This window comes from Sphingomonas sp. 22R3R2A-7 (assembly GCF_036856055.1).
Lineage (GTDB): Bacteria > Pseudomonadota > Alphaproteobacteria > Sphingomonadales > Sphingomonadaceae > Sphingomonas.
In genome coordinates, this window is record NZ_JASPFR010000001.1 from 2,827,438 (window position 1) to 2,854,089 (window position 26,652).

14 protein-coding genes and 2 pseudogenes are annotated in these 26,652 nt (G+C 66.8%); 7 read left to right on the forward strand and 9 right to left on the reverse strand.

Translation table 11 applies throughout. From position 1 onward, the window contains the following. From QP165_RS13560 to QP165_RS13575, 4 genes are all read left to right on the forward strand, one after another. Positions 1-2,181, forward strand: a complete 2,181-nt coding sequence (locus QP165_RS13560) for a sulfotransferase (protein WP_333996043.1) — start codon at positions 1-3, stop codon at positions 2,179-2,181. Positions 2,182-2,189: 8 nt separating this feature from the next. Then, positions 2,190-3,374 carry a glycosyl transferase family 8 gene (locus QP165_RS13565; protein ID WP_333996044.1) on the forward strand — a complete coding sequence of 395 codons (1,185 nt, stop codon included), beginning with the start codon at positions 2,190-2,192 and terminating at the stop codon, positions 3,372-3,374. A 247-nt stretch (positions 3,375-3,621) separates the two neighbouring features. Further along, a complete protein-coding gene (locus tag QP165_RS13570; protein WP_333996045.1) occupies positions 3,622-4,179 on the forward strand; it encodes a hypothetical protein in 558 nt (185 codons plus the stop codon). Between the two features lie 19 nt (positions 4,180-4,198). Further along, positions 4,199-16,024, forward strand: coding sequence for a hypothetical protein (locus tag QP165_RS13575; RefSeq protein ID WP_333996046.1), 11,826 nt, complete (start codon positions 4,199-4,201; stop codon positions 16,022-16,024). An 84-nt stretch (positions 16,025-16,108) separates the two neighbouring features. Here QP165_RS13575 and QP165_RS13580 read toward each other — a convergent pair whose 3' ends face one another. Together QP165_RS13580 and QP165_RS13585 are read right to left on the reverse strand one after the other, a co-directional pair. Beyond that, on the reverse strand, positions 16,109-16,366 hold the full coding sequence (locus QP165_RS13580; RefSeq protein WP_056020272.1) for a hypothetical protein: 258 nt from the start codon (positions 16,364-16,366) through the stop codon (positions 16,109-16,111). A gap of 47 nt (positions 16,367-16,413) precedes the next feature. Next, entirely contained in the window at positions 16,414-17,430 is a 1,017-nt protein-coding gene (locus QP165_RS13585; RefSeq protein WP_333996047.1) for an SDR family oxidoreductase, read from the reverse strand. 331 nt (positions 17,431-17,761) lie between these two features. Between QP165_RS13585 and QP165_RS13590 the strand changes: the two genes are divergently transcribed. Further along, positions 17,762-19,798 carry an alpha/beta fold hydrolase gene (locus QP165_RS13590; protein ID WP_333996048.1) on the forward strand — a complete coding sequence of 679 codons (2,037 nt, stop codon included), beginning with the start codon at positions 17,762-17,764 and terminating at the stop codon, positions 19,796-19,798. A gap of 85 nt (positions 19,799-19,883) precedes the next feature. Here QP165_RS13590 and QP165_RS13595 read toward each other — a convergent pair whose 3' ends face one another. The 4 genes from QP165_RS13595 to QP165_RS13610 all read right to left on the reverse strand — a co-directional run bounded on the left by QP165_RS13595 (position 19,884) and on the right by QP165_RS13610 (position 21,373). Further along, positions 19,884-20,312 (reverse strand): DUF1810 domain-containing protein, encoded by a 429-nt coding sequence (locus QP165_RS13595; protein ID WP_443019375.1) that lies wholly within the window; start codon positions 20,310-20,312, stop codon positions 19,884-19,886. Positions 20,313-20,529: 217 nt separating this feature from the next. After that, positions 20,530-20,865 (reverse strand): hypothetical protein, encoded by a 336-nt coding sequence (locus QP165_RS13600; protein WP_333996049.1) that lies wholly within the window; start codon positions 20,863-20,865, stop codon positions 20,530-20,532. Then, on the reverse strand, positions 20,847-21,017 hold the full coding sequence (locus tag QP165_RS13605) for a hypothetical protein (protein ID WP_333996050.1): 171 nt from the start codon (positions 21,015-21,017) through the stop codon (positions 20,847-20,849). Before QP165_RS13605 ends, QP165_RS13600 begins: the two co-directional genes overlap by 19 nt. 86 nt (positions 21,018-21,103) lie before the next feature. Continuing rightward, positions 21,104-21,373 carry a GlsB/YeaQ/YmgE family stress response membrane protein gene (locus QP165_RS13610; RefSeq protein WP_056020289.1) on the reverse strand — a complete coding sequence of 90 codons (270 nt, stop codon included), beginning with the start codon at positions 21,371-21,373 and terminating at the stop codon, positions 21,104-21,106. A gap of 172 nt (positions 21,374-21,545) precedes the next feature. Between QP165_RS13610 and QP165_RS13615 the strand changes: the two genes are divergently transcribed. After that, the gene (locus tag QP165_RS13615; RefSeq protein ID WP_333996051.1) at positions 21,546-23,021 is read left to right on the forward strand and encodes a helix-turn-helix transcriptional regulator; all 1,476 of its coding nucleotides are present in this window, start codon (positions 21,546-21,548) and stop codon (positions 23,019-23,021) included. A gap of 123 nt (positions 23,022-23,144) precedes the next feature. Here QP165_RS13615 and QP165_RS13620 read toward each other — a convergent pair. The 3 genes and pseudogenes from QP165_RS13620 to QP165_RS13630 all read right to left on the reverse strand — a co-directional run bounded on the left by QP165_RS13620 (position 23,145) and on the right by QP165_RS13630 (position 25,635). Next, positions 23,145-24,532: pseudogene (locus QP165_RS13620) on the reverse strand (glutamate--cysteine ligase). A 100-nt stretch (positions 24,533-24,632) separates the two neighbouring features. Continuing rightward, positions 24,633-25,395 (reverse strand): annotated as a pseudogene (locus QP165_RS13625) (16S rRNA (uracil(1498)-N(3))-methyltransferase). 84 nt (positions 25,396-25,479) lie between these two features. Further along, positions 25,480-25,635 carry a hypothetical protein gene (locus QP165_RS13630; RefSeq protein WP_333996053.1) on the reverse strand — a complete coding sequence of 52 codons (156 nt, stop codon included), beginning with the start codon at positions 25,633-25,635 and terminating at the stop codon, positions 25,480-25,482. An 83-nt stretch (positions 25,636-25,718) separates the two neighbouring features. On the opposite strand from QP165_RS13630, the gene ubiA reads away from it, so the two are divergent. After that, complete coding sequence (gene ubiA, locus QP165_RS13635; RefSeq protein ID WP_333996054.1) at positions 25,719-26,642, forward strand: 4-hydroxybenzoate octaprenyltransferase; 924 nt, start codon at positions 25,719-25,721, stop codon at positions 26,640-26,642. The last annotated feature ends 10 nt before the right edge of the window (positions 26,643-26,652 follow it).

The window sequence follows — 26,652 nt, forward strand, 5'->3', positions numbered from 1 at the left end:
ATGACCACGTCACCGCAGACTCTGACCGTCGATCAGGCCCTGACCCAGGCCAACGCGCATTGGAATGCCGGACAGGCGGATCAGGCCGAGCGGCTGTGTCAGCAGGTGCTCGCGCTCTGGCCCGGGCAGTCGGACGCGCTGCACCTGATGGGGCTGATGGCGCATGCTTACGGCAATCTCGACGTCGCGATCGAGCATCTGCGCCGCGCCTGCCAGGCGCCGCGCGCGCCCGCCATCTATCAGAGCAACCTGGCCGAGATGTGTCGGCAGAGCGGCCAGCTCGTCGACGCCGAGCAGGCCGGTCGCCGGGCGGTGGCACTGGACGCCGGCCTGGTCGCCGGCTGGAACAATCTCGGCATCGTCCTCCAGGAAGCGGGCAAGCTGGACGAGAGCCGGACATGCCTGGAACGGGTCGTGGCACTCGAGCCGGGCTATGCCGAGGCGCAGAACAATCTGGGCAACACGCTGAAGCGGCTCGGCCTGCTGGAAGAGGCGCGCGCGCGGTACCAGCAGGCGCTCGACCTCGTCCCGACCTATGCCGAAGCGCTGAGCAACCTGTCCAACCTGCTCACCGATCTGGGATTGCACGACGAGGCGCTCGCCTATGCACGTCGCGCGATCGAGGCCAATCCGCGCCTGTCCGACGCCTATATCAACGCGGCCGCGGTGGAAGTGGCGCGCGATCGATATGAGGACGCACTGCGCTGGGTCAGTTCGCTGATGATCGCGGTGCCGATGCATGCCGGCGCGCTGGGGGTGCGGGCAACGATCCTGCGCCGGCTGGGGCGGCTGGACGAGGCGCTGGCCGACGCCCGCAGCGCGGTGGCGGCGGCGCCGGCGCCGGGCAACGGCGAGGCGCTCAACATCCTGGGCGAGGTGCTGCAGGCGCAGGACAGGATCGACGAGGCGATGGCCGCGTACGACAGCGCCGCGCAGTTGCCGGGCTTCGGCCGTGAGAAGGCGCTGATCAACCGCGGCGTGGTGCTGATGGAGCAGGGCGATCGCGCCGCTGCGCAGACGGCGTTCGAGGGGGTGCTGGCTCAATATCCGCGGTCCGCGTCCGCGTGGTTCAACCTGGCGGATCTGCACGACTTCGTGCCCGGCGACGCGGCTATTCCGGCGATGGAGGCGCTGCTTGGCCCCGGCGGCGTTCAGGTGCAGGCGGATCGCACCGCGCTGCACTTCGCGATCGGCAAGGCATGGATGGACGCCGGCGACCCCGAGCGCGCCTTCAGCCATCTCGATGCGGGCAACCGGCAGAAGCGGGCGACCTTCGCCTATGATGCCAACGCGATCGACAGCTGGTTCTCGGCCATCGCCGCCGCGTTTCCCGCCGCGATGTTCGCCCGCCCGCGCGCGGCGACCGAGGGCAGCGAGCGGGCCGTGTTCGTCGTCGGCATGCCGCGATCGGGTACGACGCTGATCGAGCAGATCCTCGCTTCGCATCCTGCCGTGGCCGGGGCAGGGGAGCTGGCGACGCTGCAGACCATCGTCCAGCAGGGCGGCGGCTATCCGGCGATCGTCCAGCAGTTCTCGGCGGAGACCGAAGTCGCGCTGGGGCAGCGATATCTGGGCGCGGTCGCGCCGCTGGGTGGCAACCACCGCCGGCTGGTGGACAAGATGCCGTCGAACTTTCTGTTCGCCGGCCTGATCCACCGTATCCTGCCCGACGCGCGGATCGTGCATGTGCGCCGCGATCCCGCGGACACCTGCCTGTCCTGCTATACCAAGCTGTTCACGCGTGAGCAGCTGTTCAGCTACGACCAGATCGAACTGGCGCGCTTCTATCTCGGGTATGAACGGCTGATGGCGCACTGGCGCGCGGTGCTGCCGGCGGACCGGTTTCTGGAGGTGTGCTACGAGGATGTCGTGGCGGATATCGAGCCGGAAGCGCGCCGGCTCGTCGAATTCTGCGGGCTCGACTGGGATCCCGGCTGTCTCGACTTCCACACCACCGCCCGGACGATCCGCACCGCCAGCCTCAACCAGGTCCGGCGTCCGTTGTACCGTAGCAGCATCGGCCGCTGGCGCGCCTATGCGGATCACCTCGGACCGTTGCTCGAGACGCTTGGCATCGATCCTGCTGCGGCGCCGGCGGTCGCGCCCGTCGAGTCCGTCGCGGCGACGCGCGCGACCAAGGCTGCGGCCAAGCGCGCGCAAAAGCCCGTGGCGGGGCATTGAGCGGCGCGGTGACGGACCCCGGGGCATTGGAGGCGCAGGCGAAGCTGCTGCTGGCAGCAGGGCGCGGTGCCGAGGTGGAGGCAATGCTGCGGCCGATCCTCGCGGGCGGCAGCGGGCCCGTGGGGCTGTGGGCGATGCTGGCGCAGGCGTATCGCGTGCAGGGACGCGTGGCGGAGGCAAGGCCGATCCAGGAAATGCTGGTCGATGCGCTGCCGGGCCATCTGCCCACCCGGTTCGACCTGTCGGAAACGCTGTTGCTGCTCGGCGATTTCGCGCGCGGCTGGCGCGAGTACAGCTATCGCTACAGTTTGGCGCACACCACGCGCATCGAGCGAAAGGTGCAGCGACCGCGTTGGGACGGGCGCCCGATGCCGGGCCAGACGCTGCTGATCCATGACGAGCAGGGCTATGGCGACACGTTCCAGTTCCTGCGCATGGTCGCCTGGGCGAAGCAGCGCAGCCAGGCGCAGGTGGTGCTCGAGATCAACCACGAGATGGCGAGCATCGCACGCCGCATGCCGGGCTTCGATGCGGTGACGCTGCGCGGCGAACTGCCGCCACCGTTCGACGCGCATTGCGAGATGATGAGCCTGCCCATGGCGATGGGCCTCACGCTCGACGACCTGCCCGGCGATCCGATGCCCTATATCGCGGCGCTGCCCGATCGGCGTGCGGCGTGGCGGGCGCGGCTGGCGCCGTATCCGGGGCTCAAGGTCGCGTGCCTGTGGGCGGGGCGGCCGACGCATATGAACGATGCCAACCGGTCGATGTCGCTCGCGATGCTGGCGCCGCTGGGGCAGGACGGTGTCACCTTTTTCTCGATCCAGAAGGGGCCCAGCGAAGACGATGCGCTGCGGCCGCCGCCGGGCATGACCCTGGTCAGCCTCAGTCCCGAGATCCGCGACTTCGAGGATACGGCAGCGATCCTCTCGGAGGTCGATCTGCTGATCTCGATCGACAGTTCGCCGGTCCATCTCGCGGGCGCGCTGGGCCGCCCGGCCTGGGTGATGCTGCCCCTGCTGCCCGACTGGCGCTGGCTGCAGGGGCGCGATGACACACCCTGGTATCCCTCGGTAACGCTGTTCCGGCAGACGGAGTGGGGTCGATGGGATCAGGTCATCGCGCACGTCGCCGCGGCATTGGCTCGCTACACGCGCCCGAAACCGTCTGATGCAACCAGTGTGGTTCAATAAAAGCCCATGACTGGACTCTATGGGATAGTTGACGACGCGTCATCGCAAGTCCAAAAAGACTCGTCGAGTATTTTATAAAGAAAATAAGTTCGACAGGTGGGTATTTCGCAATTGGCTTTCCGACAGGAAAATATTGAGGCTATTTCCGTTATTTAGAATAGCGTAACTGACACGTAGAATTATCGCCTCGATTGCTGATTGATAGTGTTGGAATTCCGTCTAGCGAAGCAGTTAGGGGCAGGAATCAATGCGTTCGAATCGCAACCGGGCAGTTCTGGCGGGTTCCTCGCTGGTCGTCATCGGCATCGCGCTGGCCGCGCCGCCGGTACTGGCGCAGGACACCACGATCGCGACTTCGGTCACCACCGGGACCATATGGAGCGGGGCGACCTCCCCCGGCAGCAACTTCACGATTACGGCAACCGGTACGATCAGCACGCCCGATCCGAACGCGATCACGATCACCGGCGGGCCTGGCGCGACGCTGGGCACGCTGTCGAACAGCGGCCGGGTCAACGATACGGCACCGACTGGCACGGCGATCTTTGTCGGCGCAACCGGCACGGACACGATCAGCGTCGCCGAGCTTGCCAATATGGCCACCGGGACGATCTCCGCGGTCAGGACCGGCATCCTTCTCAATGCGGTGGGTACGATCGGTGTGCTGACCAACGCCGGACGAGATCAGCGGACGCACGGCCATCACCAGTTTGGGATCGATCGGATCGCTCAGCAACACCGGGGTGATTGCGGGCACCACCCGCGGTATTCAGAATGCCGCCGGGGGCATAATCGGCACCGTTGATAATTCGGGTACGATCACCGTGGCCGCGGGGGCCGCCGGGGCTGCGGGCGGCGTCGCCAACAATGGCGGCTCGATCCTGACGCTGATCAACACCGGCACGATCGTCAGCAGTTCCAGCAGCGGCGTGGGCAACAACCAGACCGGCGCCTCGATCGGCCAGATCACCAATAGCGGCCTGATCAGCGGCGCAACCGGCGGGCTGTGGAACTCGGGGACGATGTCCCAGGTCACCAATACCGGCCGGATCATCGGCGCCCAAGCCGGCGTCTTTCATGCCAGCGGCACGATCGGCACGATCAACAACAGCGGGTCGATCAGCGGCGGCAGCTACGGTATTTCGATCGGGAGCGGCGCGTTCAATTCGTTGATCAACAGCGGAACGCTGAGCGGTGCGATCGCGCTGTATCTCGCATCGGGCGTGTCCGTGCCCACCATCACCAACAGCGGCGTGATCGCCGGCAACATCAACAATCTGAGCGCCAACGTGCTGACGATCACCGGCGGTACCGGCGCCACGTTCGGCACCCTGACCGGCAGCACGCTGACGAACAAGGGCAGCATCACCAGCACGCTGGCGAACCTCGAGTTCCTGTCGGGCAACCTGGTGCTGAACAGCAATATCAACGCCACGGGCCGAACTGTCGTCAATGACGGTGCGACCCTGTTGCTCAACAGCGGCATCAACGTTGCCGGCGCCTTTAATCAGATCACCGGCACGCTCATCGTGAACCCGCTGGGGGGCCTGATCGCCACCGGCGTGGCGACCGCGAGCGGCGGCACGATCCAGTCGAACTTCGTCAGCACCGGCAATTACCTGGCGGGCACCTATACGCTGCTCGGCGGGTCCAGCCTGAACATCTTCGGTGCGACGGTCGATGTGGGCACGCTCGCCAACCTCGATCGATCGACCAACGCGACCGGCACGGCGCTGCAATTGCTGATCAACAATAGCTATGTCGGCGGCACGCTGGCGACCGCATCCAATGCCGCGGCGCTGACCAGCAGCAATACCGGGCTGTATGTCGCGACGACGGGCAGCATCGGGACCTTCTCCAACACCGGCACGCTCGGCGGCGCGCAGTTCGGGGTAAACAACCTCGGCACGATCGGCCTGCTGACCAATTCGGGCCGCATCACCAACAACGGCTTCACCGCGCTGTGGAACCAGGGCAGCATCGGCCAGCTGGTCAACACCGGCACGATCACCAACAGCAGCTGGGCGATCCTGAACAGCGGCACGCTGGGCACGGTGACCAACAGCGGCGTGATCGCCGGTGGATCTTCGAATGGGAACGCCATTCAGAACGACGGCCTCATCCAATTGGTCGACAATAGCGGCACGATGTCGGGCGCGGGCAACGCGCTCGCCGGCAATTTTGGCACGATCCGAAACGGTGGCGTGATTCTCGGCGATATTAGCGGGGATAGCGGCGGTGTTATCGGCACGATCATCGGCGGAACGGGCGGCACCATCGGTACCTTCACGGGCTATACCGGCGGCACGCAGGGTACGATCGGCCTGAACGGGAACCTCATCTTCGCCTCGGGCGCGCTGCTGCTCAACAACTCGATCGTCGCGAAGGGCGTCACGGCCAGCGCGCTGATCGTCAGCAACACGGGCGCCGACATCACGCTGTCGACGATCGTCAACCTCGACGGGAATTTCAGCCAGAGCGCGGGCTCGCTGAATCTGGGCACTGCAGGCAAGCTGGTGGTCACCCAGGCGGCGAGCATCACCGGTGGCACGATCAGCACGGGCGCCAACGGCTTTTCCTCCAACGCCACCTATCTGAAGGGGGCGGCCGGCGGGACGCTCGTCAGTGGCGGCGTCGGCTCGAGCTATACGGGCGTCGGCATCGCGACGAGCGGCGGCTTCACCGGCCTGGCCTTCGGCAGTACGACCAGCGGCAACAACCTGCTGTTGTCGGCCAACAACATCTATGTCGGCGATACGCAGGCCTCGATCAACAATAGCGACTCGATCAGCGGCGTAACCTGGGCGTTCTACGTCGCCAACACCGGCGCGGTCGGCACCCTCATCAACAGCGGCACGCTGACCGGCCTGGGCACCGGGCTCAGCAGCAACGGCAGCATCGGCAACCTGACCAACAGCGGCCTGATCAGCGGCGGGCAAAAGGGGCTGGGCAACCAGAACACGATCACCAACCTGACCAATACATCGACCGGCACGATCCTGGGCGGCACGGCGGCGGGCCTGCAGAACGATACGTCGATGGGCACGCTCACCAATGCGGGCCTGATTTCGTCGGGTTCGGCGGGCTTCGCCAGTTACGGCACGCTGGGGCTGCTGAGCAACAGCGGCAGCATCAACGGCGGGCCGCAGGGCATCTATCTCGACGGCAACAGCAACTCGGGCACGATCGACAACAGCGGCACGATCACCTCGGGGCAGACCGCCGTCCAGGTCAGCGGCACGCTGGGGGCGCTGGTCAACAGCGGCTTTATCGGCAACGCCACCAATGCGCTGAACGTCGCCGGCACATTGGGCACGCTGGTCAACGCCAATGGCGGCACCATCAGCGGCAACAACGTGATCTACATCTCGGGAAGCCTTGGCGGGCTTTCCAACAGCGGCGTCATTAGGGGCAGGATCGACAACCAGACGGCCAACATCCTGACGATCACCGGCGGTGCGGCGGGCACGATCGGCACGCTGACCGGCACGTCGGGCATCGGCACGATCAACAACACGCTCAGCAACGTGGTGTTCGCCTCGGGCAATCTGCTGCTCAACGACCGGATCATCGCGACCGGCCGTACCGTGAGCAACACCGGCGCCAGCCTGTCGCTGACCAGCAACATCAGCATCACCGGCAATTACAGCCAGTCGGCGGGCACGCTCAGCCTGACCCCAGGCACCAGCAGCCTGATCGTCAGCGGCGCGGCCAACCTGAGCGGCGGCACCGTCCTGGCGAGCCTGTCCGGCACGGGGAATTACCTGGCGAGCAGCTATACGCTGGTCGCCGGCGGGGCGAGCTCGTCGCTTTCCGGCGCTACCGTTTCGACCGGGACCGTCACCGGCCTGGCAAGTTCGTCGAGCATCAGCGGGAACACCCTGCTGCTGGCGATTACCAACGACTATGTCGGCGGATCGCTCACCACGCTGGCCAACGCGGCATCGCTCACCAGCGCCGCCACCGGCCTTTACGTGGCAACGACCGGCATCATCGGCACGGTGTCGAACACCGGCACGCTGGGCGGGCAGCAGTTCGGCGTCAACAACCGCGGCACGATCGGCACGTTCGGCAATTCGGGGCGGATCACCAACGCCAATTTCACCGCGCTGTGGAACCAGGGCAGCATTGGCCAGCTGGTCAACAGCGGAACGATCACCAACAGCAGCTGGGCGATCCTGAACAGCGGCACGATCGGCACCGTGACCAACAGTGGCGTGATTACCGGCGCCGGGGTCGCGATCCAGAACAACGCCGTGATCGCGGTCGTCGACAACAGCGGCACGCTGTCGGGCCAGAACGCGCTTGCAGGCACGTTCGGCACGGTCATCAACAGCGGCCTGATCCGCGGCAATATCAACCCATCCGGCGGCGTGATCGGCACCATCATCGGTGGCAGCGGCGGCGCGATCGGTACGTTTACCGGCTCCACCGGGACGACCCAGGGCACGATCGGCGCCAGCGGCAACCTCACCTTCGCCGCGGGTGCGCTGCTGCTCAACGATACGATCAAAGCCGTCAACATCGCTGCCAGCGCGCTGACCGTCAGCAACACCGGCGCCGACATCACGCTGGCGACGATCGTCAACGTCGACGGCAATTTCAACCAGAGCGCAGGCACGCTCGACCTGGGCACCACCGGCCGGCTGGTCGTTACCCAGGCGGCGAACTTCACCGGCGGCACGATCGCTGCGGGCGGCTTCTCCGCCACGGGCAATTATCTCGCCGGCAGCAATGCCGGAACGCTCGTGTCCGGCGGCGTGGGCTCGAACTATGCCGGTGTCAGCATCAGCATGGGCGGGGCGACGGGCCTGGCGGCCGGCCCGGTCACCAGCGGCACCAACCTCGTGGTGGCCGTCGCCAATGATTATGTCGGCGGCACGCTCGGCTCGATCAACAATAGCGGCAGCATCGGCGGGGTCGCGCAGGCGGTCTATGTCGCGGCAACGGGCAATCTGGGGACGCTCGACAACAGCGGCACGCTGTCTGGCACCAGCAACGGCGTGTACAATGCCGGACTGGTCGGGGTGTTGCGCAACGCCGGCCTGATCGAGGGCGGCAATCCGGGCCTGTACAATGCGAGCACCGGCGGCATTATCGCGCTGGTCAACACCGGCACGATCAAGACGACCAACGACGCATTCGGCACCGGACTGCAGAATGCCGGCAGCATCGGGACGCTGACGAACAGCGGGCTGATCGGCAATAATATCGGCATCTTCAACGCTGGCGGCACGATCGCTTCGCTGGACAATCAAGGCACGATTGCGGGCGCGACCGCGCTGTTCATGACCGGCAATGTCGGTGCGCTCAGCAATAGCGGGACGCTCACCAGCACCGGACATGGCATCTACATCACCGGCGCGACGCTCGGCACTTTGGTCAATTCCGGAACGATCAGCGGCGATGCGGGCGCGATCTATATCGCGGCCAGTGGCAGCCTGGGCGGCATCGCCAATAGCGGCGTGATCCGTGGCGACATCGTCAACAACTCGGCGCAGAATCTGACGATCACGGGCGGCAGCGGTGCGACCATCGGCACGTTGACCGGCGTTTTCGGCCAGGGCCTCATCACCAACACCGCGAGCGACCTGGTGTTCAGCGGCGGCTTGCTGGTGCTGGACAGTTCGATCGATGTGACGGGGCATGGCGTCGTCAACAGCGGCGCGATGCTGGGATTGTTCGGCACCACCAGCATTACCGGCAACTATACCCAGTCCGCGGGTGCGCTGGTGCTGAACCCGGGTTTGGGCACCATGCTGGTCAGCGGCATCGCCAACGTCAGCGGCGGCGGCGTCCTCACGGCGGTGTCCGGCACCGGCAACTATCTGGCGGGCGATTCCTTCACGCTGATCCAGGGCGGGGCGGGATCGTCCTATAGCGGCGCCATCGTCAGCGGCGGAAGCGTTCCCGGGCTGGATACGGCCGGATCGGTCGCCACGATCGGCGGCAATACCAACCTGCTGCTGTCGGTGAACAACGATTATGTCGGCGGCACGCTTGGCTCGATCGTCAACAGCGGAACGTTGAGCGCCGCCACGGCGGTGTATGTCGCGAGTACCGGTACGCTGGGCACGCTGGTCAACACCGGCACCGTGATGGGCAATGTGGTCAATCAGTCCGCGGGCAACCTGACGATCGTCGGCGGCAGCGCCAGCAACGGCGTGTTCACCGGGCAGAGCGGCGCGCAGGGCATGATTTCGAGCGCGAATGGCGATGTCGTCCTGGCATCCGGAAAAATCCTGCTGGACGATAGCGTCGCGGTTGCCGGGCACGCGCTGGTCAACACCGGTGCATCGGTACAGCTGGATCGCGCGGTCGACGTCACCGGCGATTTCAGCCAGTCCGGCGGTACGCTGGGCGTGGTCGCCAGCGGCGGCCTGATCGTCAGCGGTACGGCCAATCTTACGGGCGGGACGATTGCGGTCAGCGGGCTTTCGTCGACGGGCAATTATCTGGCGGGCGATACGGCCGGCACCATCATCCAGGGCGGCGGGGGATCGGCCTATACGGGGCTGGCCTATACCGCCAATGTCGGCGGGCTGGAGATTGCAGGCGCGACGCAGGGCACCAACCTGCTGGCGAGCGTGACCAATGACTATGTCGGTGGTTCGCTGGGCACGCTGAACAACACCAGCAGCCTGAGCGGCAACACCGCCATCTACGTCGCCAGCACCGGATCGATCGGTGCGCTTCTCAACAGCGCTATGATCACCGCGACTCTCGGCTTGGCCAACCAGGGCATGATCGACGGCATCGCCAATAGCGGCGTGTTCGACGTCGGCGGCACCGCGGTCGTCAACACTGGCAGCATTGGCCAACTCGACAACACCGGCAGCATCGTCGCCGCAGCATCGGCCGGGATCTATAATGGCGGCACGATCGCCGCGATCAACAACAGCGGGGCGCTGATCAACAGCCAGGTCTCGGCCGGATCGGGCCAGGTCGGCGCGATCGTCAACGTCGCAGCGCTGGGTGCCATCACCAACAGCGGTACCATCGCCGGCCCGGTCGCGCTGTTCAATTCGGGATCGCTCGGTACGATCGCCAACACCGGCACCCTCGCCGGCGATATCGAAAATGTGGCGGCACAGGATCTGGTGTTCACCGGCGGCACCGGTGGAACGTTCGGCACGCTGACCGGCCATGGCGCCGGCAGCCAGGGCATGATCACCAACCTCGTCGGCAATGTCGTGATGGGGTCGGGCGGCATCGTGCTGAACGACGCGGTGAATGTCGGCACGGGAACGCTGATCAATGCCGGCGCGACCCTCCAGCTGACCAGCATCGTCGCGGTGACGGGGAATTACGCACAGGCATCGGGCACGCTGGCGCTGGGCCAGTCTTCGCTGCTGGTCAGCGGTATCGCCAACATCAGCGGCGGCCTGATCACCACGACGCAGTTCGACGCGACCGGCAACTACATCGCCGGCAGCAATGGCGGCGCGCTGGTGCAGGGCGGCGCGGGGTCCAGCTATCTGGGCGTCGGCGTGGAGTCGGGCATCAACGGCCTGTCGATCGCGACGAGCGTCGGTACGATCGGCAGCACCGTCAATCTGCTGCTGACGTTGCAGAACGACTATGTCGGCGGCACGCTCGCCAATCTCGACAACACCGGTGCAATCTCGGGCGTATCGACCGCGATCGTCGTCGCGACATCGGGCAACATCGGCACGCTGTCGAACAGCGGCGTGCTTGCTGGCACCAGCTTCGGGGTCAACAATAGCGGCGCCATCGGGGTGATCGCGAACAGCGGGACGATGAGCGGCACGGTCGGTGTATTCAACGGCGGTACGATCGGGACGATCCTGAACACCGGCAGCATGATCGACACGCCGGCCATCCTGGCCGCGGGGCTGAACAATGCCGGCGTGATCGCCGCGGTCATCAATGAGGGGACGATCAGCGGCGAAGCGCGCGGCCTGTACAATGATGGCTGGATCGACAGTGTTACGAACAGCGGCACGATCGCCGGCCAACTCGCGCTCTACAATGGCGGCAGCATCGGCACGTTGAACAATAGCGGTATCCTGCTCGACTCGGCGGCACCTGACAGCGCCGCGCTGAACAACGCGGGTACGCTGACTGTCGCCATCAACAGCGGAACGATCACGGGTGCCACCTATGGTATCCTGAACAGCGGCACGCTGGGGCAGCTGGGCAATAGCGGCACGATCCAGGCGGTAACGGCGATCTATAACTCCGGCACGCTGGGGCCGATCGCCAATAGCGGCGTGATCGCGGGCGACATCCAGAACGTGTCGGCGCAGGATCTGACCTTCACCGGTGCCAGCGGCACCAGCATGGGCACGCTGACCGGCCGAGGCAGAGGGCGCGGGACGATCAGCAACACCGGCGGCAACGTGGTGTTCGCCTCGGGCAATTTGCTGCTCGACGACGATGTCGCGGCGACCGGCGTGGCGAACAGCGGCGCAGTGCTGACGCTGCAGAACAGCGCGGCGATCACCGGCGACTATAGCCAGACGGCAGGCGCGCTGGTGCTGGCCACCGGCCAGCAACTCAATGTCAGCGGCGTAGCCAGCATGACCGGCGGTAGCGTGGCGACCAGCTTGCCGAACGCTGCGAATTATCTGGCAGGCACAACGGCGGCCACGCTGGTCACCGGCGGCACCGGCTCGACCTATGCCGGCGTGTCGGTGACCACCGGCCCGATCACCGGGCTGGCGCTCACGGCGGGCACAAGCGGCAACGCCCTCGTGGTGACGGCCGACAACAATTATATCGGCGCGAGCCTCGCCAGCCTGACCAACAACAGCAGCCTGACGGCCGATTACCCGGTCTATGTGGCTGCAGGCGGCAGCCTGGGGGCGCTCGCCAATAGCGGTACGCTGAGCGGATCGGTGGCGGCGATCTACAATGAGGGCATGCTCGGGCCGATCGCCAACACGGGCGTGATTGCGGGCAACATCCAGAACGTGTCGGCGCAGGATCTGACCTTCACCGGTGCCAGCGGCACCGACATGGGCACGCTGACCGGCCAAGGCAGAGCGCGCGGGACGATCAGCAACACCGGCGGCAACGTGGTGTTCGCCTCGGGCAATCTGTTGCTCGACGACGATGTCGTGGCGACCGGCGTGGCGAACAACGGCTCGGTGCTGATGCTGCAGAACAGCGCGGCGATCACCGGCGACTATAGCCAGACGGCAGGCGCGCTGGTGCTGGCCACTGGCCAGCATCTCAATGTCAGCGGCACCGCCAGCCTGACGGGCGGCAGCGTGGCGACGACGCTGCCGAACGCGGCCAACTACCTCGCGGGTATGACGGCGGCGACGCTGGTCACCGGCGGCACCGGCTCGACCTATGCCGGCGTGTCGGTGACCACCGGCCCGATCACCGGGCTGGCGCTCACGGCGGGCACAAGCGGCAACGCCCTCGTGGTGACGGCCGACAACAATTATATCGGCGCGAGCCTCGCCAGTCTGACCACCAACGGCAGCCTGACCGCCGATTATCCCGTCTATGTAGCAGTAGGCGGCAGCCTTGGCAGTTTGACCAACTCGGGCACGCTGAGCGGATCGGTGGCGGCGATCTACAATGCCGGCACGCTGGGGCCGATCGCCAACACGGGCGTGATTGCCGGCAATATCGAGAATGTGGGCGCACAGGCGCTGACCTTCACCGGTGCCAGCGGCACCGACATGGGCACGCTGACCGGCCAGAATGGCGGACGCGGCACGATCACCAACCTTGCGGGCAACGTGGTGTTCGCCGCGGGCAATCTGCTGCTCGACGACGATGTCGTGGCGACCGGCCATGCCGTGACCAACAGCGGTGCGGTACTGGCGCTGCAGAACAGCGCGGCGATCACCGGCGACTTTGGCCAGACGGCGGGCTCGCTGGTGCTGGCCACCGGTCAGCAGCTCAATGTCAGCGGGACCGCCAGCCTGACGGGCGGTAGCGTGACGACCACCTTGCCGAACGCCGCGAATTATCTGGCAGAGGCAACGGCGGCGACGCTGGTCACCGGCGGCACCGGCTCCACTTATACCGGCGTGTCGGTGACCACCGGCCCGATCACCGGGCTGGCGCTCACGGCGGGCGGGAGCGGCAACGACCTCGTGGTGACGGCCGACAATAATTATATCGGCGCGAGCCTCGCCAGCCTGACCAACAACAGCAGCCTGACCGCCGATTACCCGGTCTATGTGGCAGCAGGCGGCAGCCTGGGGGCACTCGCCAATAGCGGCACGCTGAGCGGCGCGGTCGCGGCGATCTACAATGCGGGCATGCTGGGGCCGATCGCCAATAGCGGCGTGATTGCCGGCAACATCCAGAACGTGCCGGCGCAGGCGCTGACGATCTCCGGCGGCAGCGGCGGCAGCATCGGCACGCTGACTGGGGTGAATGGCCGGCGCGGGACGATCACCAATTCCGGCGGGGGCGTGGTATTCGCCGGGGGCAATTTGCTGTTGGGCGATGATGTCATGGCGAGCGCTGTGGCGAACAGCGGCGCGGTGCTGAGCCTGGCGACGAGTTCGAGCATCACCGGTGCGTTCAGCCAGAGCGCGGGCGGGCTGGTGCTGGCGAGCGGTGCGCAGCTCAACGTGAGCGGCGCGGCGACGCTGAGCGGCGGCACCGTGTCGACGACGCTGCCGGGCGCAGCCAATTATCTGGCGGGCACCACGGCGGCGACATTGGTCACCGGCGGCGCGGGATCGGCCTATACGGGTGTCTCGGTCGCCACCGGGGCAATTCCGGGATTGGCGCTGACGTCGGGGACCAGTGGCACCAATCTGGTCGTCACCGCCACCAACAACTATGTCGGTGCGAGCCTGACGAGCCTGACCAACAGCGGCAGCCTGACCGCGGACCATCCGGTCTATGTCGCGGCAAGCGGCAGTCTCGGCAGCCTGACCAACACCGGCACGCTGAGCGGCGCGGTCGCGGCGATCACCAATGCGGGCGCGCTGGGGCCGATCGCCAATAGCGGCGTGATCGCAGGGAATATCCAGAACCTCGCGAGCACGGACCTGCGTATCGCGGGCGGCAGCGGCACGAGCTTCGGCACGCTGACCGGCTTCGCTGCGGGCAGCCAGGGGACGATAACCAATCTCGCGAGCAATCTGGTGCTCAGCGGCAACCTCCTGCTCAACGACGCGATCAACCTCGGCACGCGCGGCCTCGTCAGCAGCGCGATGCTGCAGCTGAACAATGCGGTGCGGGTGACGGGCAATTACAGCCAGGTCGGCGGCGCGCTGCTGATCGGCGTCACGTCGACCAGCGTCTACGGCCAGCTTCAGGTGAGCGGATCGGCAAGCCTCACCAACACGAATGTGCGGCTCGTCGCACTGGGCAGCACTACGCTGGCGGCCGGTACGCCCTATACGGTGGTGAAGGCCGGTGGTGCGCTGACGTATAGCGGGCTTACCTCATCCATCACGGGGTTTGATGGCAGCTTTTCGACAGCCACCGGCGGCGGTACGTCCGATCTGGTACTGACGGTGAAGAACAACGTGCCCGCGACGCAGTTCGCGCCAATCGGCGTCTCGGCTGGCGGACCCGGCGTCGGGACCGGTGCCGCGCTCGACGCCATCGTCGTGGCCGGAAACAGTGCGGACACCGGTGCCGCACTCCCGGTCATCAACGACGTGCTGGTCCCGCTGGCCGCGTTGCCGGCCGCGGAGCAGGAGCGCGCGATCGTCCAGCTTTCGCCGACGCAGTTGACGCCGCAGGTCGTCGCGCTGGCGGTGTCGCCGGCGGTGAACGCGATCGTGCAGCATCAGAACGTCCTGGCGGCGAATGCGAGTGGCCGCGAGGAACGCGGTATGTCGGCGGGGTCTCAGGGCCAGCGCGGCAATGTCTGGGGGCAGCTGCTGTTCAACACCGCGAAGCGCGGGGTGGCGGCCGGCTCGTCGCCCTATGCGGCGGACAGCTTCGGGATCATCGCCGGTGTCGACCTGATCGGCAGCAGCACGCTTCTCGTCGGCGGCGCGGTGAGCTGGGTGAACAGCACCGCCAATGGCCGCGCCGACCTGATCGGGAGCCGGACTCGCCTCGACAGCTATCAGGCGACCACCTATTTCACGTGGCAACCGGGCGATCTGGAAAATGGCGGCTTCGCGGTCGATGGCCAGCTCGGCTTTGGCTATAATGCGTATCGCCAGCAGCGGCGGATCGATTTTCTCGGCCGGACCGCCAGGGCGTCCTATGACGGGCAGCAATATCTCGGCAGCCTCCGCGTGAGCGACACGGTGCCGCTGGGCGATAGCGCGTCGCTCACGCCCTATGCCGGGCTGCGCGCAATCCATCTGCGGAATGACGGCTATACCGAACGCCAGGCGGGTACCGCGAACATGCAGGTCCGCCGGCTCTCGGTCGATTCGCTCAACCACGAGATCGGGGTGCAGGGCGGGGCGATCTACGACACCGGCTCGGGCCGATTCGCGCCATCCGTGAAGCTCGGGTGGATCCACAATTACGTGAATGGCCCGATTCCGCTGACCGCCATATTGGGTGGGGTGACCTTCACCAGCACGTCGACGCGGGGTCCGAGGGACGGTGCGGTTCTCGGCGCGGGCCTGACGTTCAGCCGCAGCGATCGGCTGCGCATCGGGGTGCAATATGACGGCGAGATCCGCGACGCGTTCCAGAGCCATAGTGGCACGGTCAAGCTGACGGTAAACTTCTGAGGCAGCGGGGCTTCGGCAGTCTTGCGGTCGAACGCCTAAGGGCAGTGCGGCCCCGCGGCAGAGCACGGCACCGATGCGGTCCGGCTATAATCCCGCCCGATCGATCATCGATGCGACCTCGACCGGTAACGCGGAGTCCGATTTGGGCAGCAGACGGTTGAGCGCGGTCTGCACGCGTTTGCGCGCGACCTGATACGCCTTGTGGCGGATCGCGCGCGTCGCGTTGGTCCGCCAGGATGTGCTCCCGCCGAGCAGCGCCTCCCATTTGTCCTCTTCGGCCTCGAGGATCGACAGCGCCAGACGCAGACCATCGCGTCGCCCGCGTGCATAATCGTCGGACATTGCCGGCCTCTCCCTGTGGTATGATCGCGCATGTCATGGTCCGGCGGTCAGGGAAATCCCTTGCCGCCATGCGCGCCGACCGCGGTCCCCGTCGAATAGCTTGCCTCGTCGGAGGCGAGCACGACGAACAGCGATGCCAGTTCGGCGGGCTGGCCCGCGCGACCGAGCGGCGTGTCCTGCCCGAACTCGTGCATCTTGCCGGGCAACTGCCCGCCCGCGACCTGGAGCGGCGTCCAGATCGGCCCCGGCGAGACCGCGTTGACGCGGATGCCCTTCTTGGCAAGCTGCTTGGCCATGCCCCGCGTCAGGTTCTGGATCGCGGCCTTGGTCGACGCATAGTCGATCAGGTCGTCGCTCGGATCATAGGCATTTTGCGAAATGGTATTGATGATGACGGACCCGGGCGGCATCGCGGGTATCGCGGCCTTGGAAAAGCGGAACACGTGGTAGATGTTCGTTTCGTAGGTGCGGACGAACTGCTCGTCGCTGATCTCCATGATGTCCGCCTTGGACTGCTGATAGGCCGCGTTGTTGACGAGGATATCGAGGCCGCCAAGCTGCGATATCGCCTTCCTCACGGTATCCTCGCAGGCCTTTTGCGTGCGGATGTCGGCGGGCAGCAGCACCGCCTTGCGTCCCGCCTGCCGGATCAGGTCGGCGACCTCGCGCGCGTCCGGTTCCTCGCTGGGATGGTAGTTGATCGCCACGTCCGCCCCCTCGCGGGCAAACGCGATGGCGGCGGCGCGACCGATGCCGCTGTCGCCGCCGGTGAGCAGCGCCTTTCGGCCGACGAGCTTCCCCGCGCCGCGATAGCTCGTCTCGCCGTGATCGGGACGCGGGTTCATCCTGCCGGCGAGCGCGGGCCAGGGCTGGCGCTGCTCGGGGAAGGGCGTGCGCGTGTATTTGTCGCGCGGATCACGCAGGCTGGGCGCCGCGCCCTTGCCCCCGGCTATTGCCGATTGCGCCGCCGATTGCGCCAGCGCGGCGCCCGGCGCGGCTGCCGCGGCGAGGCCGATGGCGGCACCACCGAGAATGCCGCGGCGCGACGTTTCATTGTTGCTCATGATCGGGTCCTTCTCTGTCGGGCATTCGCCGGATGACGGGCATCGCGTGTGGTCTTGTCGTGCCCGACGATCGCTCGACCGAACCGTTCCATCGGACCGGTCATCCGATCGCGCGGGTGGCGGCCGCGTGGCACGATTCCAGCCTGTTGCCGCTGCTCGTCACACCCAGCGCACCCCGACCATGCCCCGCTAATCCCTGACGGAAAACAGCGGCGTGGTTTGCAACGCCACCGGGCGGCCGGACCGATAGTTCATGATGGTCAAGCACTTATACCGGAACGCTCTGCGCATGCCCGGGTTGTGACGATGATCACAGCAGCAGTGCGAGCGCATGCCAGACATTTCCACCGAGCATCTGACGATTCACTATGCCGACTATGGCGCGCCGACCGCGCAGCCCGTCCTGCTCATCCATGGATGGCCCGACGATGCCTCGACATGGGACGAGGTCGCACACGCGCTGGCCGATGCGGGGCTGCGCGTGATCGTGCCGACGCTGCGCGGGTTCGGCGCGACGCGGTTCGTCGGCGATGCCGCGCGTACCGGCAACAGCGCCATGCTGGCGATGGACATGATCGCGCTGATGGATGGCCTCGGCATCGACCGCTTCATGGTCGCGGGGCATGACTGGGGCTCGAATACCGCCGAAGCGATGGCGGTCGGCTGGCCCGAGCGGATCGAGCGCCTGGCGATGCTGTCCACGCCGCCGCGGCTTGGCGGGATGCCCACCCCGCCGTTCGAGCAGGCGCAGCGGCAATGGTATCACTGGTTCATGGCGACGAGGCGCGGCGCGCAGGCGGTCCGCGACGATCGCAAGGGCTTTGCGCATATTCACTGGGTCAACTGGTCGCCGCCCGGCTGGTTCGACGAGGCGACGTTCGACCGCGTCGCGCGGGCGTTCGAGAACCCCGACTGGGCCGACGTCACGCTGCACAGCTATCGCGCGCGCTGGGACGAGGCCGACCCCGATCCGCAGAGCCAGTGGCTCGAGGACAAGGTGAAGGCGACCGGAACGCTCTCTTTGCCGGCGCTCTATATCCGGGGCGCGGTCGATGGCGTGAACCCGCCATCGGCCAGCCAAGACGTTGCCGGCAAGTTCGACGGCCCGTTCGCGGTCGTCACGCTCGCCGGCGTCGGTCACTTCCCGCAGCGCGAGAACCCGACTGCCGTCGCGCATCATCTCTCCCAGCTTTTCACCGGCGATCCCGCCGACGTCACAGACCCCACAGACCCCACAGATTGGAGCCGCATGATGCCCAGTTCGAAAACCCTCCTGGCCGGCATCGCCGCCGCCGGCATCGTCGCCGCATCGCTGATCGGTATCGCACAGGCGCAGGGTCCCGCCGCGCCCCTGACGCAGGTCGCGCAGTTCGATCACCAGGCGACCGGCGTCGCCGTGACGGCAGATGGCCGGCGTTTCGTCAACTTCCCGCGCTGGACCGACGACGCGCCGATCTCGGTGGCCGAGGTGATGAAGGACGGCACGCTCAAGGCCTATCCGGACGAGAAGTGGAACAGCTGGCGCAACGCCAAGGCGAACACGCTCCCGGTCGGCGATTATTTCGTCTGCGTGCAATCGATCGTACCCGACGGCCACGGCAATCTCTGGGTGCTCGACCCGGGCGCGCCCGGCAACGAGAAGATCCTCGAAGGCGCGCCAAAGCTGGTGCGGATCGACCTTGCCACCAATCGCGTGACCAAGGTCATCAAGGTGCCGCTCGACGTCGCGCTCCAAGGCACCTACCTCAACGACATCCGCTTTTCGCCAGACGGCAAGACCGGTTACATCACCGACAGCGGCACGCGCGGTGCGATCATCGTCATCGATCTCAAGACCGGCAAGGGCTTTCGTGCGCTCGACGGCCATCCCTCGACGCAGATCGACAAGACGGTGACGGTCAGGACCGATGGCAAGCCGCTGGTCCGCCCCGATGGACGCCAGCCCGCCTTCGCCTCGGACGGTATCGCGATCTCGAACGACGGGAAGACGCTGTATTATCAGGCGCTGACGGGCAAGACGCTCTATTCGATCGACACCGCGCTGTTGCGTTCGAACGTCAGCGAGGCGGATCGCGGCACCGGCGTAAGGACGGTGGCGCAGACGCATGTCGCCGACGGTCTGTGGATGAGCAAGGCGGGTATCCTCTATATCACCTCGCCCACGACCAACGGCATCTCACGTCTGGTCGGCAACCGCACCGAGCCGGTACTGACCGACCCGCGCCTGCGCTGGCCCGATACCTTCGCCGAGGGACCCGATGGTCGGATGTACGTGACCGCAAGCCACATCCAGGACACCAACTGGTTCAAGCCCGGTGCACCGGCATCGATCAAGACGCAGCTCTTCTCGTTCGCGCCGGTCCGGTAGGACCCGCTCCCGCGCCCACGGGGGCGCTAGATCACATGACGGCTGTCCGTGCATCGATCGGGTGATCGGCACGGACAGCCGCTGATCAGCGGACCAGCAAGGCGAGCGTCGCCCCGTCGCGCTCGCCGCCGAACCAGCGATCAAGCGCGGCGCCCGTCATCGCGCCCGCCCCGGCCCGCTCGAACAGCGTCAGCGATGATCGAAGCTTCATCGCATCGATCGCACCGAACACCTCCACGGGGTCGCTGCTCGCCAGATCCTGCAGCGCGGACACGCATTGCAGATACCGCGGTCCAAGTACGGGATGCGCCAGATAGGCGTGTGCCTCGTCGAGCGAGAGGATGCCGAAATATCTGGCCGTCTCGCTCCGGCCCAGCCCGGCCAGCTGCGGAAAGACGAACCACATCCAGTGCGAGCGCTTGGCGCCCCGGCGGATTTCCGCGAGCGCGTCGGCGTAGATCGGGGCCTGCGCATCGACAAACCGCTCGATCGACACAGCGGCGCTGGCGTTCAAAGCGTGATCGCCCGTACCGGCGACGGCAAACACATCCGGATGGCCAAGCACTTGTCCTTTCGCAGGCTCGCTGGACGTCGTCGATCCGGTCTCCCGGGTCAGCGCCAATGCCGCGACTGCACGCCGGAGCGTGACGCCGCGTCGATGGAACGCGACCCTGCGCTAGCTGTCCCGACCGGCCGGTACAACCCGTTCGCGATCAGCCGTTCTGCGGTTCTCAGAAGGGGGCGTTGCGCTCGATGATGCACTCGAGCACGCGGTTGGGGAGCGGGTGGCTGAAGTCGATCCCGATCGCCTCCGGACTGCTCCAGGCGACCCATCCCGGCACCGTGGCGAATCGCGGGATCGTGAGATGGACGAACGTGCCGACAGTCACCGCCAGCCGCGTTTCGACACGGCACCCCCGCGCCGTACAGTCGGAGATGCAGACCGATTGCGCGTCGAACTTGTCCGCCGATATCGTCGCATTCCAGGCAACCGGAATCCGCACGAGCTGGCGTTCGTCCTTGCCGAGCCAGGCAGGGTATGTGTCGTCTATGAGTCGGGTAGCCATCGACGCGCCGATACCGCCGACATCGTTCCCATCGCGTTAATCGGCGTGAACTCGAAGGCGTCGCGCGGAAGAATGAGGGTGTCAGCACCGCCGACGATCGGTCCGCTCGCCGCCCGGCCCGCGACGGCGATGCCGACGTCGACCACCGCCAATACCGCGCAGATCCGCACGGGCCTTGGGCGCGCGTGCGTGTCGGACGGGGTGAAGGGCGACGCGGGTGCGTCGCCCTTCGTTACGCTCAGCGAACCGTGCCGCGGCGAAACATGTTGACGATCGCGAGCAGGATGACTGCGCCGACCAGCGAGATCAGGATCGACTGGATGTTGAGCGCGCCGTCCATGATCGAAGCACCACCGATCAGCGGCGTGATGAGGACCCCTGCGAGTAGCGCACCGACGATGCCGACGACGATGTTGAGGAAGACGCCCTGCTGTGCATCGGTCCGCATGATCATGCTGGCGACCCAGCCGATAAGACCGCCGACGACGAGAAGGATGATGAGGTTCATGATAGGGCTCCTGGACAATATGGGTACAGGTGCTTCAACACCCTGAAGCCGGGATACGTTCAGTCCGCACGATTTCCGGCGATTTCGATATTGGTGCGCACGCACCAGCGGTGTTGGTAGAGCTGTACCGCGCGCGACGGGAACCCGATGCTCTGCGGGGCGCTGAACCGGCATGACCGACACGCCCCCGAAACCGCTGCATGCCCCGACGCTGCACCATCTCGAACAGCTGATGACGGGGCTGCTCGAGGGCGTGATCCTCATGGATCCGACCGGGACGATCCTCAGCGCCAACCCCGCCGCATTGCAGATGCACGGGGTCAGGCGCGTCGAGGATCTCGGGCAGACTGCCGACGATTATGCCACGCGCTTCCAGCTCCGCTACCGCGACCACCGCAAGCTGCCGCGCCGGGAGTATCCGCTGATGCGGCTGCTCGCGGGCGAGAGCTTTCCCGATCTGATCGTCGAGGTCACGCCCGTCGACGCCGATGAGCCGCGGTGGGTCCACCAGGTGCGCGACATCGTCATGGACGAGGATGGCGGCGAACCCGATTGCCTGGGCCTGGTCATCAACGACGTCTCCGAACGGTTCGACGCGGAAGCCCGGTTCGAGGCGATGTTCCACGCCAACCCCGCGCCCGCGCTGATCATCCGCATCGCCGACCAGCGTTACGTGCTGGTCAACCAGGGCTTTATCGATCTGTCAGGCTATGAGCGCGACTGGATCGTCGGCAAGACACTGTTCGATTTCGACTTTCTGGCAGAGGTCGATCGCAAGGCGTTCGTCCGGGACTGCGTCGCGTCCGGCGAGACGATCCCCCAGCTCGAGGCCGAGTTGCCGCTTGCCGACGGGACGACGACGCTCGTCATCCTTGCCGGGCAACCGATCGAGCTCGCCAACCAGGACTGCCTGTTGTTCACCTTCGCCGACCTTGAGCCGCGCAGGCGCGCGGAGCATGCGCTGAAGGCGAGCGAACGCCACTTTGCATCGGTGTTCGAGATGGCCCCGGTCGCGATGGTCGTGACCGAAGGCCGGGACAACCGCATCGTCCAGGTGAACGCCGCGTTCAAGGCGCTGACCGGCTATGCCGACCGCGCCGTGATCGGCCGCATCGCCGACGATCTCCAGCTGTGGAACGACGCGGGCCAGCGCGAAGACCTCGAGACCGAGATCGGCGAGCATGGCGGCTTCCGCGGCCGCGACGTGCAGCTCCTGCACAAGGCCGGCGAGGCGCTCGACTGCCTCGTGTCCGCCGAACGGATCAGCGTCGACGGAACGCCGTGCGTGCTGTGGCTGTACCAGGACATCTCGGCCCGGCGACGCGGGGAGCTCGAACTCGTCGAAGCGATCGACGCGGTGATGAAGGACGCGAACTGGTTGAGCCGGTCGATCATGGACAAGCTCGCGACCCTGCGAAATCCCCGCACCGCGACGGGTTCCGCCGCAGCGACGGTCGAACTCAGCAAGCGCGAGCGCGAGGTGCTGGAGCTGATATGCCAGGACCTCGACGACGCGGCGATCTCGGACCGGCTCGCGCTGTCGCGCAACACGGTGCGCAACCATGTCGCGCGGCTCTACGCGAAGATCGGCGTCAACCGGCGGAGCGCCGCGATCGTCTGGGCGCACGAACGCGGCGTGGGGCGTTGACGCCGACGGTCCGGCGGGGTGTGCGGTACCGACGGACAGCCGCATCAGAGGTGTCGAGCTGCTTCGATCCCGTCGGTGATCTGCGTCGGGTGATCGACCATCCTTGCCCCCCGGCATGATGCGCTAGAACCGGGTTTCCTCATACACGTTTGCGACGTCCTTGTCCCAGGCGCCGTTATACTTGTCGAGCAGCAGCTCGGCCGGGACCTTGCCCGAGCGGACGATCTCGCGCAGCGGGTCGAGGAAGCCGGTCTCGTTGTCGCCCGCCTGGTTGAGGCGCGCGCGTGCCGACAGGCCCGCACCGGCGATATCGAGCACCGCGCCAGCGATGTCGCGCAGGCGGCCACCCCCGCGATCGGCGCGTCGAGGCCCAGCTTCGGGACAGAATCGCGCAGCGACTGGCGTTCGTCGATCGACCAGTCCTTGACCAGGTCCCAGGCGGCATCGAGCGCGCCCTGGTCGTAGAGCAGCCCGACCCAGAGCGCGGGGAGCGCGCAGATCCGGTTCCACGGCCCGCCATCGGCGCCGCGCATCTCGAGGAACGTCTTCAGCCGCACCTCGGGGAAGGCGGTCGAGAGATGGTCGGTCCAGTCGTCGAGCGTCGGCTTCTCGCCCGGCAGGACGCTGAGCTCGCCCTTCAGGAAATCACGGAAGCTGAGCCCCGCCGCATCGATATATTTGCCGTCGCGGTAGACGAAGTACATCGGCACATCGAGCGCATAGTCGGTGTACCGGTCATAGCCGAAGCCGTCCTCGAACACGAAGGGCAGCATGCCGGTGCGGTGCGGGTCGGTGTCGGACCAGATATGGCTGCGGTACGATAGCATGCCGTTGGGCTTGCCCTCGGTGAACGGCGAATTGGCGAACAGCGCGGTCGCCAGTGGCTGGAGCGCGAGCCCGACGCGGAATTTCTTCACCATGTCCGCCTCGGACGCATAATCGAGGTTCACCTGGATCGTGCAGGTCCGCAGCATCATGTCGAGCCCCATGCTGCCGACGCGCGGCATGTGCCGCAGCATGATCGCATAGCGCCCCTTGGGCATGATCGGCAGTTCGGCGCGCGTCTTGTCGGGCCACATGCCCAGACCAAGGAAGCCGATGCCGAGCTTCTCGCCCGCGGCCTTGACCTGTTCGAGATGGCGGCCGGTCTCGGCGCAGGTCTCGTGCAGGTTGTCGAGCGGGGCGCCCGACAGCTCGAACTGGCCCGCGGGCTCGAGGCTGATGCTGCCGTCCGCGCCGGTCATCGCGATCACGTTCTCGGTGCCGTCGGGGCCGCGCTCGAGCACCGGCGTCCAGCCATGCTGCTCGAGCTCGCCGAGCAGCGCGCGGATGCCGCCCGCCTCGGTGTAGGACGGCGCGTGATGGTCGTCCTTCGCGTACACGAATTTCTCGTGCTCGGTGCCGATCCGCCAGCGGTCCTTGGGTTTCTCGCCACGCGCGAAGCTCGCGATCAGCTGGTCGCGCGACTCGATCGTCGGGCTGGTCTTTGCGGGGGCGGTATTGCTCGTCATCGCCGCGCCTTACGCGTCGATGAACGAGCGTGCTAGAGGGGATTCGGACCGGTCGGTAGCAATGTCGTCCCGCGAGCGATCGGGGCCGCCGCCTTATGGGTCAAGTCGTTGATATGTCAGCGGTCCAGTCGCCAGCCGCCGCCATCCAGAGCGCGACGGCCGCGGCCGCCGCGGTCTCCGCGCGCAGGATGCGCGGGCCGAGGCCGATGCCGACCGCCTGCGGGTGCGCGCGAGATCGCCGCGCGCTCGTCCGCGTCGAACCCGCCTTCGGGACCGATCAGGATCGCCGCGGGTCCGGCATGCGCGCGCATCGCCGCCAGCGCGGGCGCGCCGCCGGTCTCGTCCGCGAAGAACAGCGTGCGCTCGGCGGGCCAGTCGCGCAGCAGCGCGGCGAGTTTGACGGGCTCGGCGACCTTGGGCAGCGCGGTGCGGCCGCATTGCTCGGCCGCCTCGATCATGTGCGTGGTGAGCCGCTCGGTATTGGGCTTGTCGACGACGGTGCGGCGCGTGACGACGGGGACGAGCCGGTCGACGCCGAGCTCGCACGCCTTTTCCGCGAGCCAGTCGACCCGGCCCTTCTTGAGCGGTGCGGCGCAAAGCCACAGATCGGGTACCGCCTCGCGTTCGCGCAGCAATTCGGTGACGTCGAGGACAAGGTCGCGCTTGCCGACGCTGATCGCGGTGCCGAGCCATTCGCCGGTGCGGTCGTCGAACAGCTTGACCGGGTCACCGATCTTCAGCCGCATGACGCCCGCGAGATAATGCGCGGCGGGACCGTCGATCGGCAGCGGGCCGGGGCTCAGCGGGGTGTCGACGAACAGCCGCGGCGTGGATTGCGGCGGCCAGGCTGGGGTTGCAGGCATGGCGAGCGCCCTAGCAAATCCGGTCGGTGACGGGGAGGGCGTTTCGCTTCTCCCGCAATCCTCCCCGCCAGGGGGAGGATTAGCTTAGCGGCGGTTCCAGAGTTTGCGGGCTGCGATCCACACGATGATCGCGACCGCGACGCCGAGGATCAGCATGCCCGCGACCGCGCCTGCCACGCGAAAGATGCCCCAGAAAAGCGCCTCGACGAAACGGCCGACCGCGACCGACAGGCCGATCATGCAAGGGGCTCGAACGCGACACCGGCGTGATCCTAGCCGCTGCGGGCTTGCGCGCCAAACGCCGTCTTCCTACGCCCCGCGGCATGCAGACCAGCCCGACCCCGCCGGACATCGTTCCCGACAGCGAACATCGCGGTCTGGTCGCGCGGCTGCCGCCGACTTTGCGCGGGCTGGCGTTGCTCGCGCGGTTCGACCGGCCGATCGGCTGGTGGCTGCTGTTCTGGCCCGGCGCCTGGGGGATCGCGCTCGCGGGCGGGGCGTGGGCGCGGTGGGACCTGATCGCGTGGTTCCTGCTCGGCAGTATCGCGATGCGCGGGGCGGGCTGCGTGTTCAACGACATCGTCGACCGCGATCTCGACGCGCAGGTCGCAAGGACGCGCGCGCGACCGATCCCGAGCGGGCTCGTCTCGCTGCGGCTCGCCTGGATGTGGCTGGGCGTGCTCGCGCTCGTCGGGCTGGTCGTGCTGCTGCAGCTGACGCCGCTCGCCGCGATCGTCGCGCTGGCGAGTCTGGCGCCGGTCGCCGCCTATCCGTTCATGAAGCGGATCACCTGGTGGCCGCAGGCATGGCTCGGGTTGGTGTTCAGCTGGGCGTTGCTGGTCGGGTGGAGCGACATCGCCGGCGCGCTGACGCTGCCGATGTGGCTGCTCTATGCGGGGTCGATCGCGTGGGTGATCGGCTATGACACGATCTATGCGCTGCAGGACCGCGAGGACGACGCGATGATCGGCATCCGGTCGTCCGCCTTGCGGATGGGGCGTCATGTGAAGGCGGGGGTCGGGATCTTCTATGCCATCGCGATCCTCTTCTGGGCGGCGGCATTCTGGACGATCCGTCCCGATCCGCTCGCAATCACCGCGCTGGTCCCCGCGGCGCTGCATCTGGGGTGGCAGGTGCTTACGCTGCGCGCCGAGGATGGTGCGGGCGCACTCGCCCGATTCCGCGCCAACCGCTTCACCGGGTTGCTGATCTTCCTCGCCTGCGTGGTTGTCGGCACGAGTGTGTGACCCTAGATCG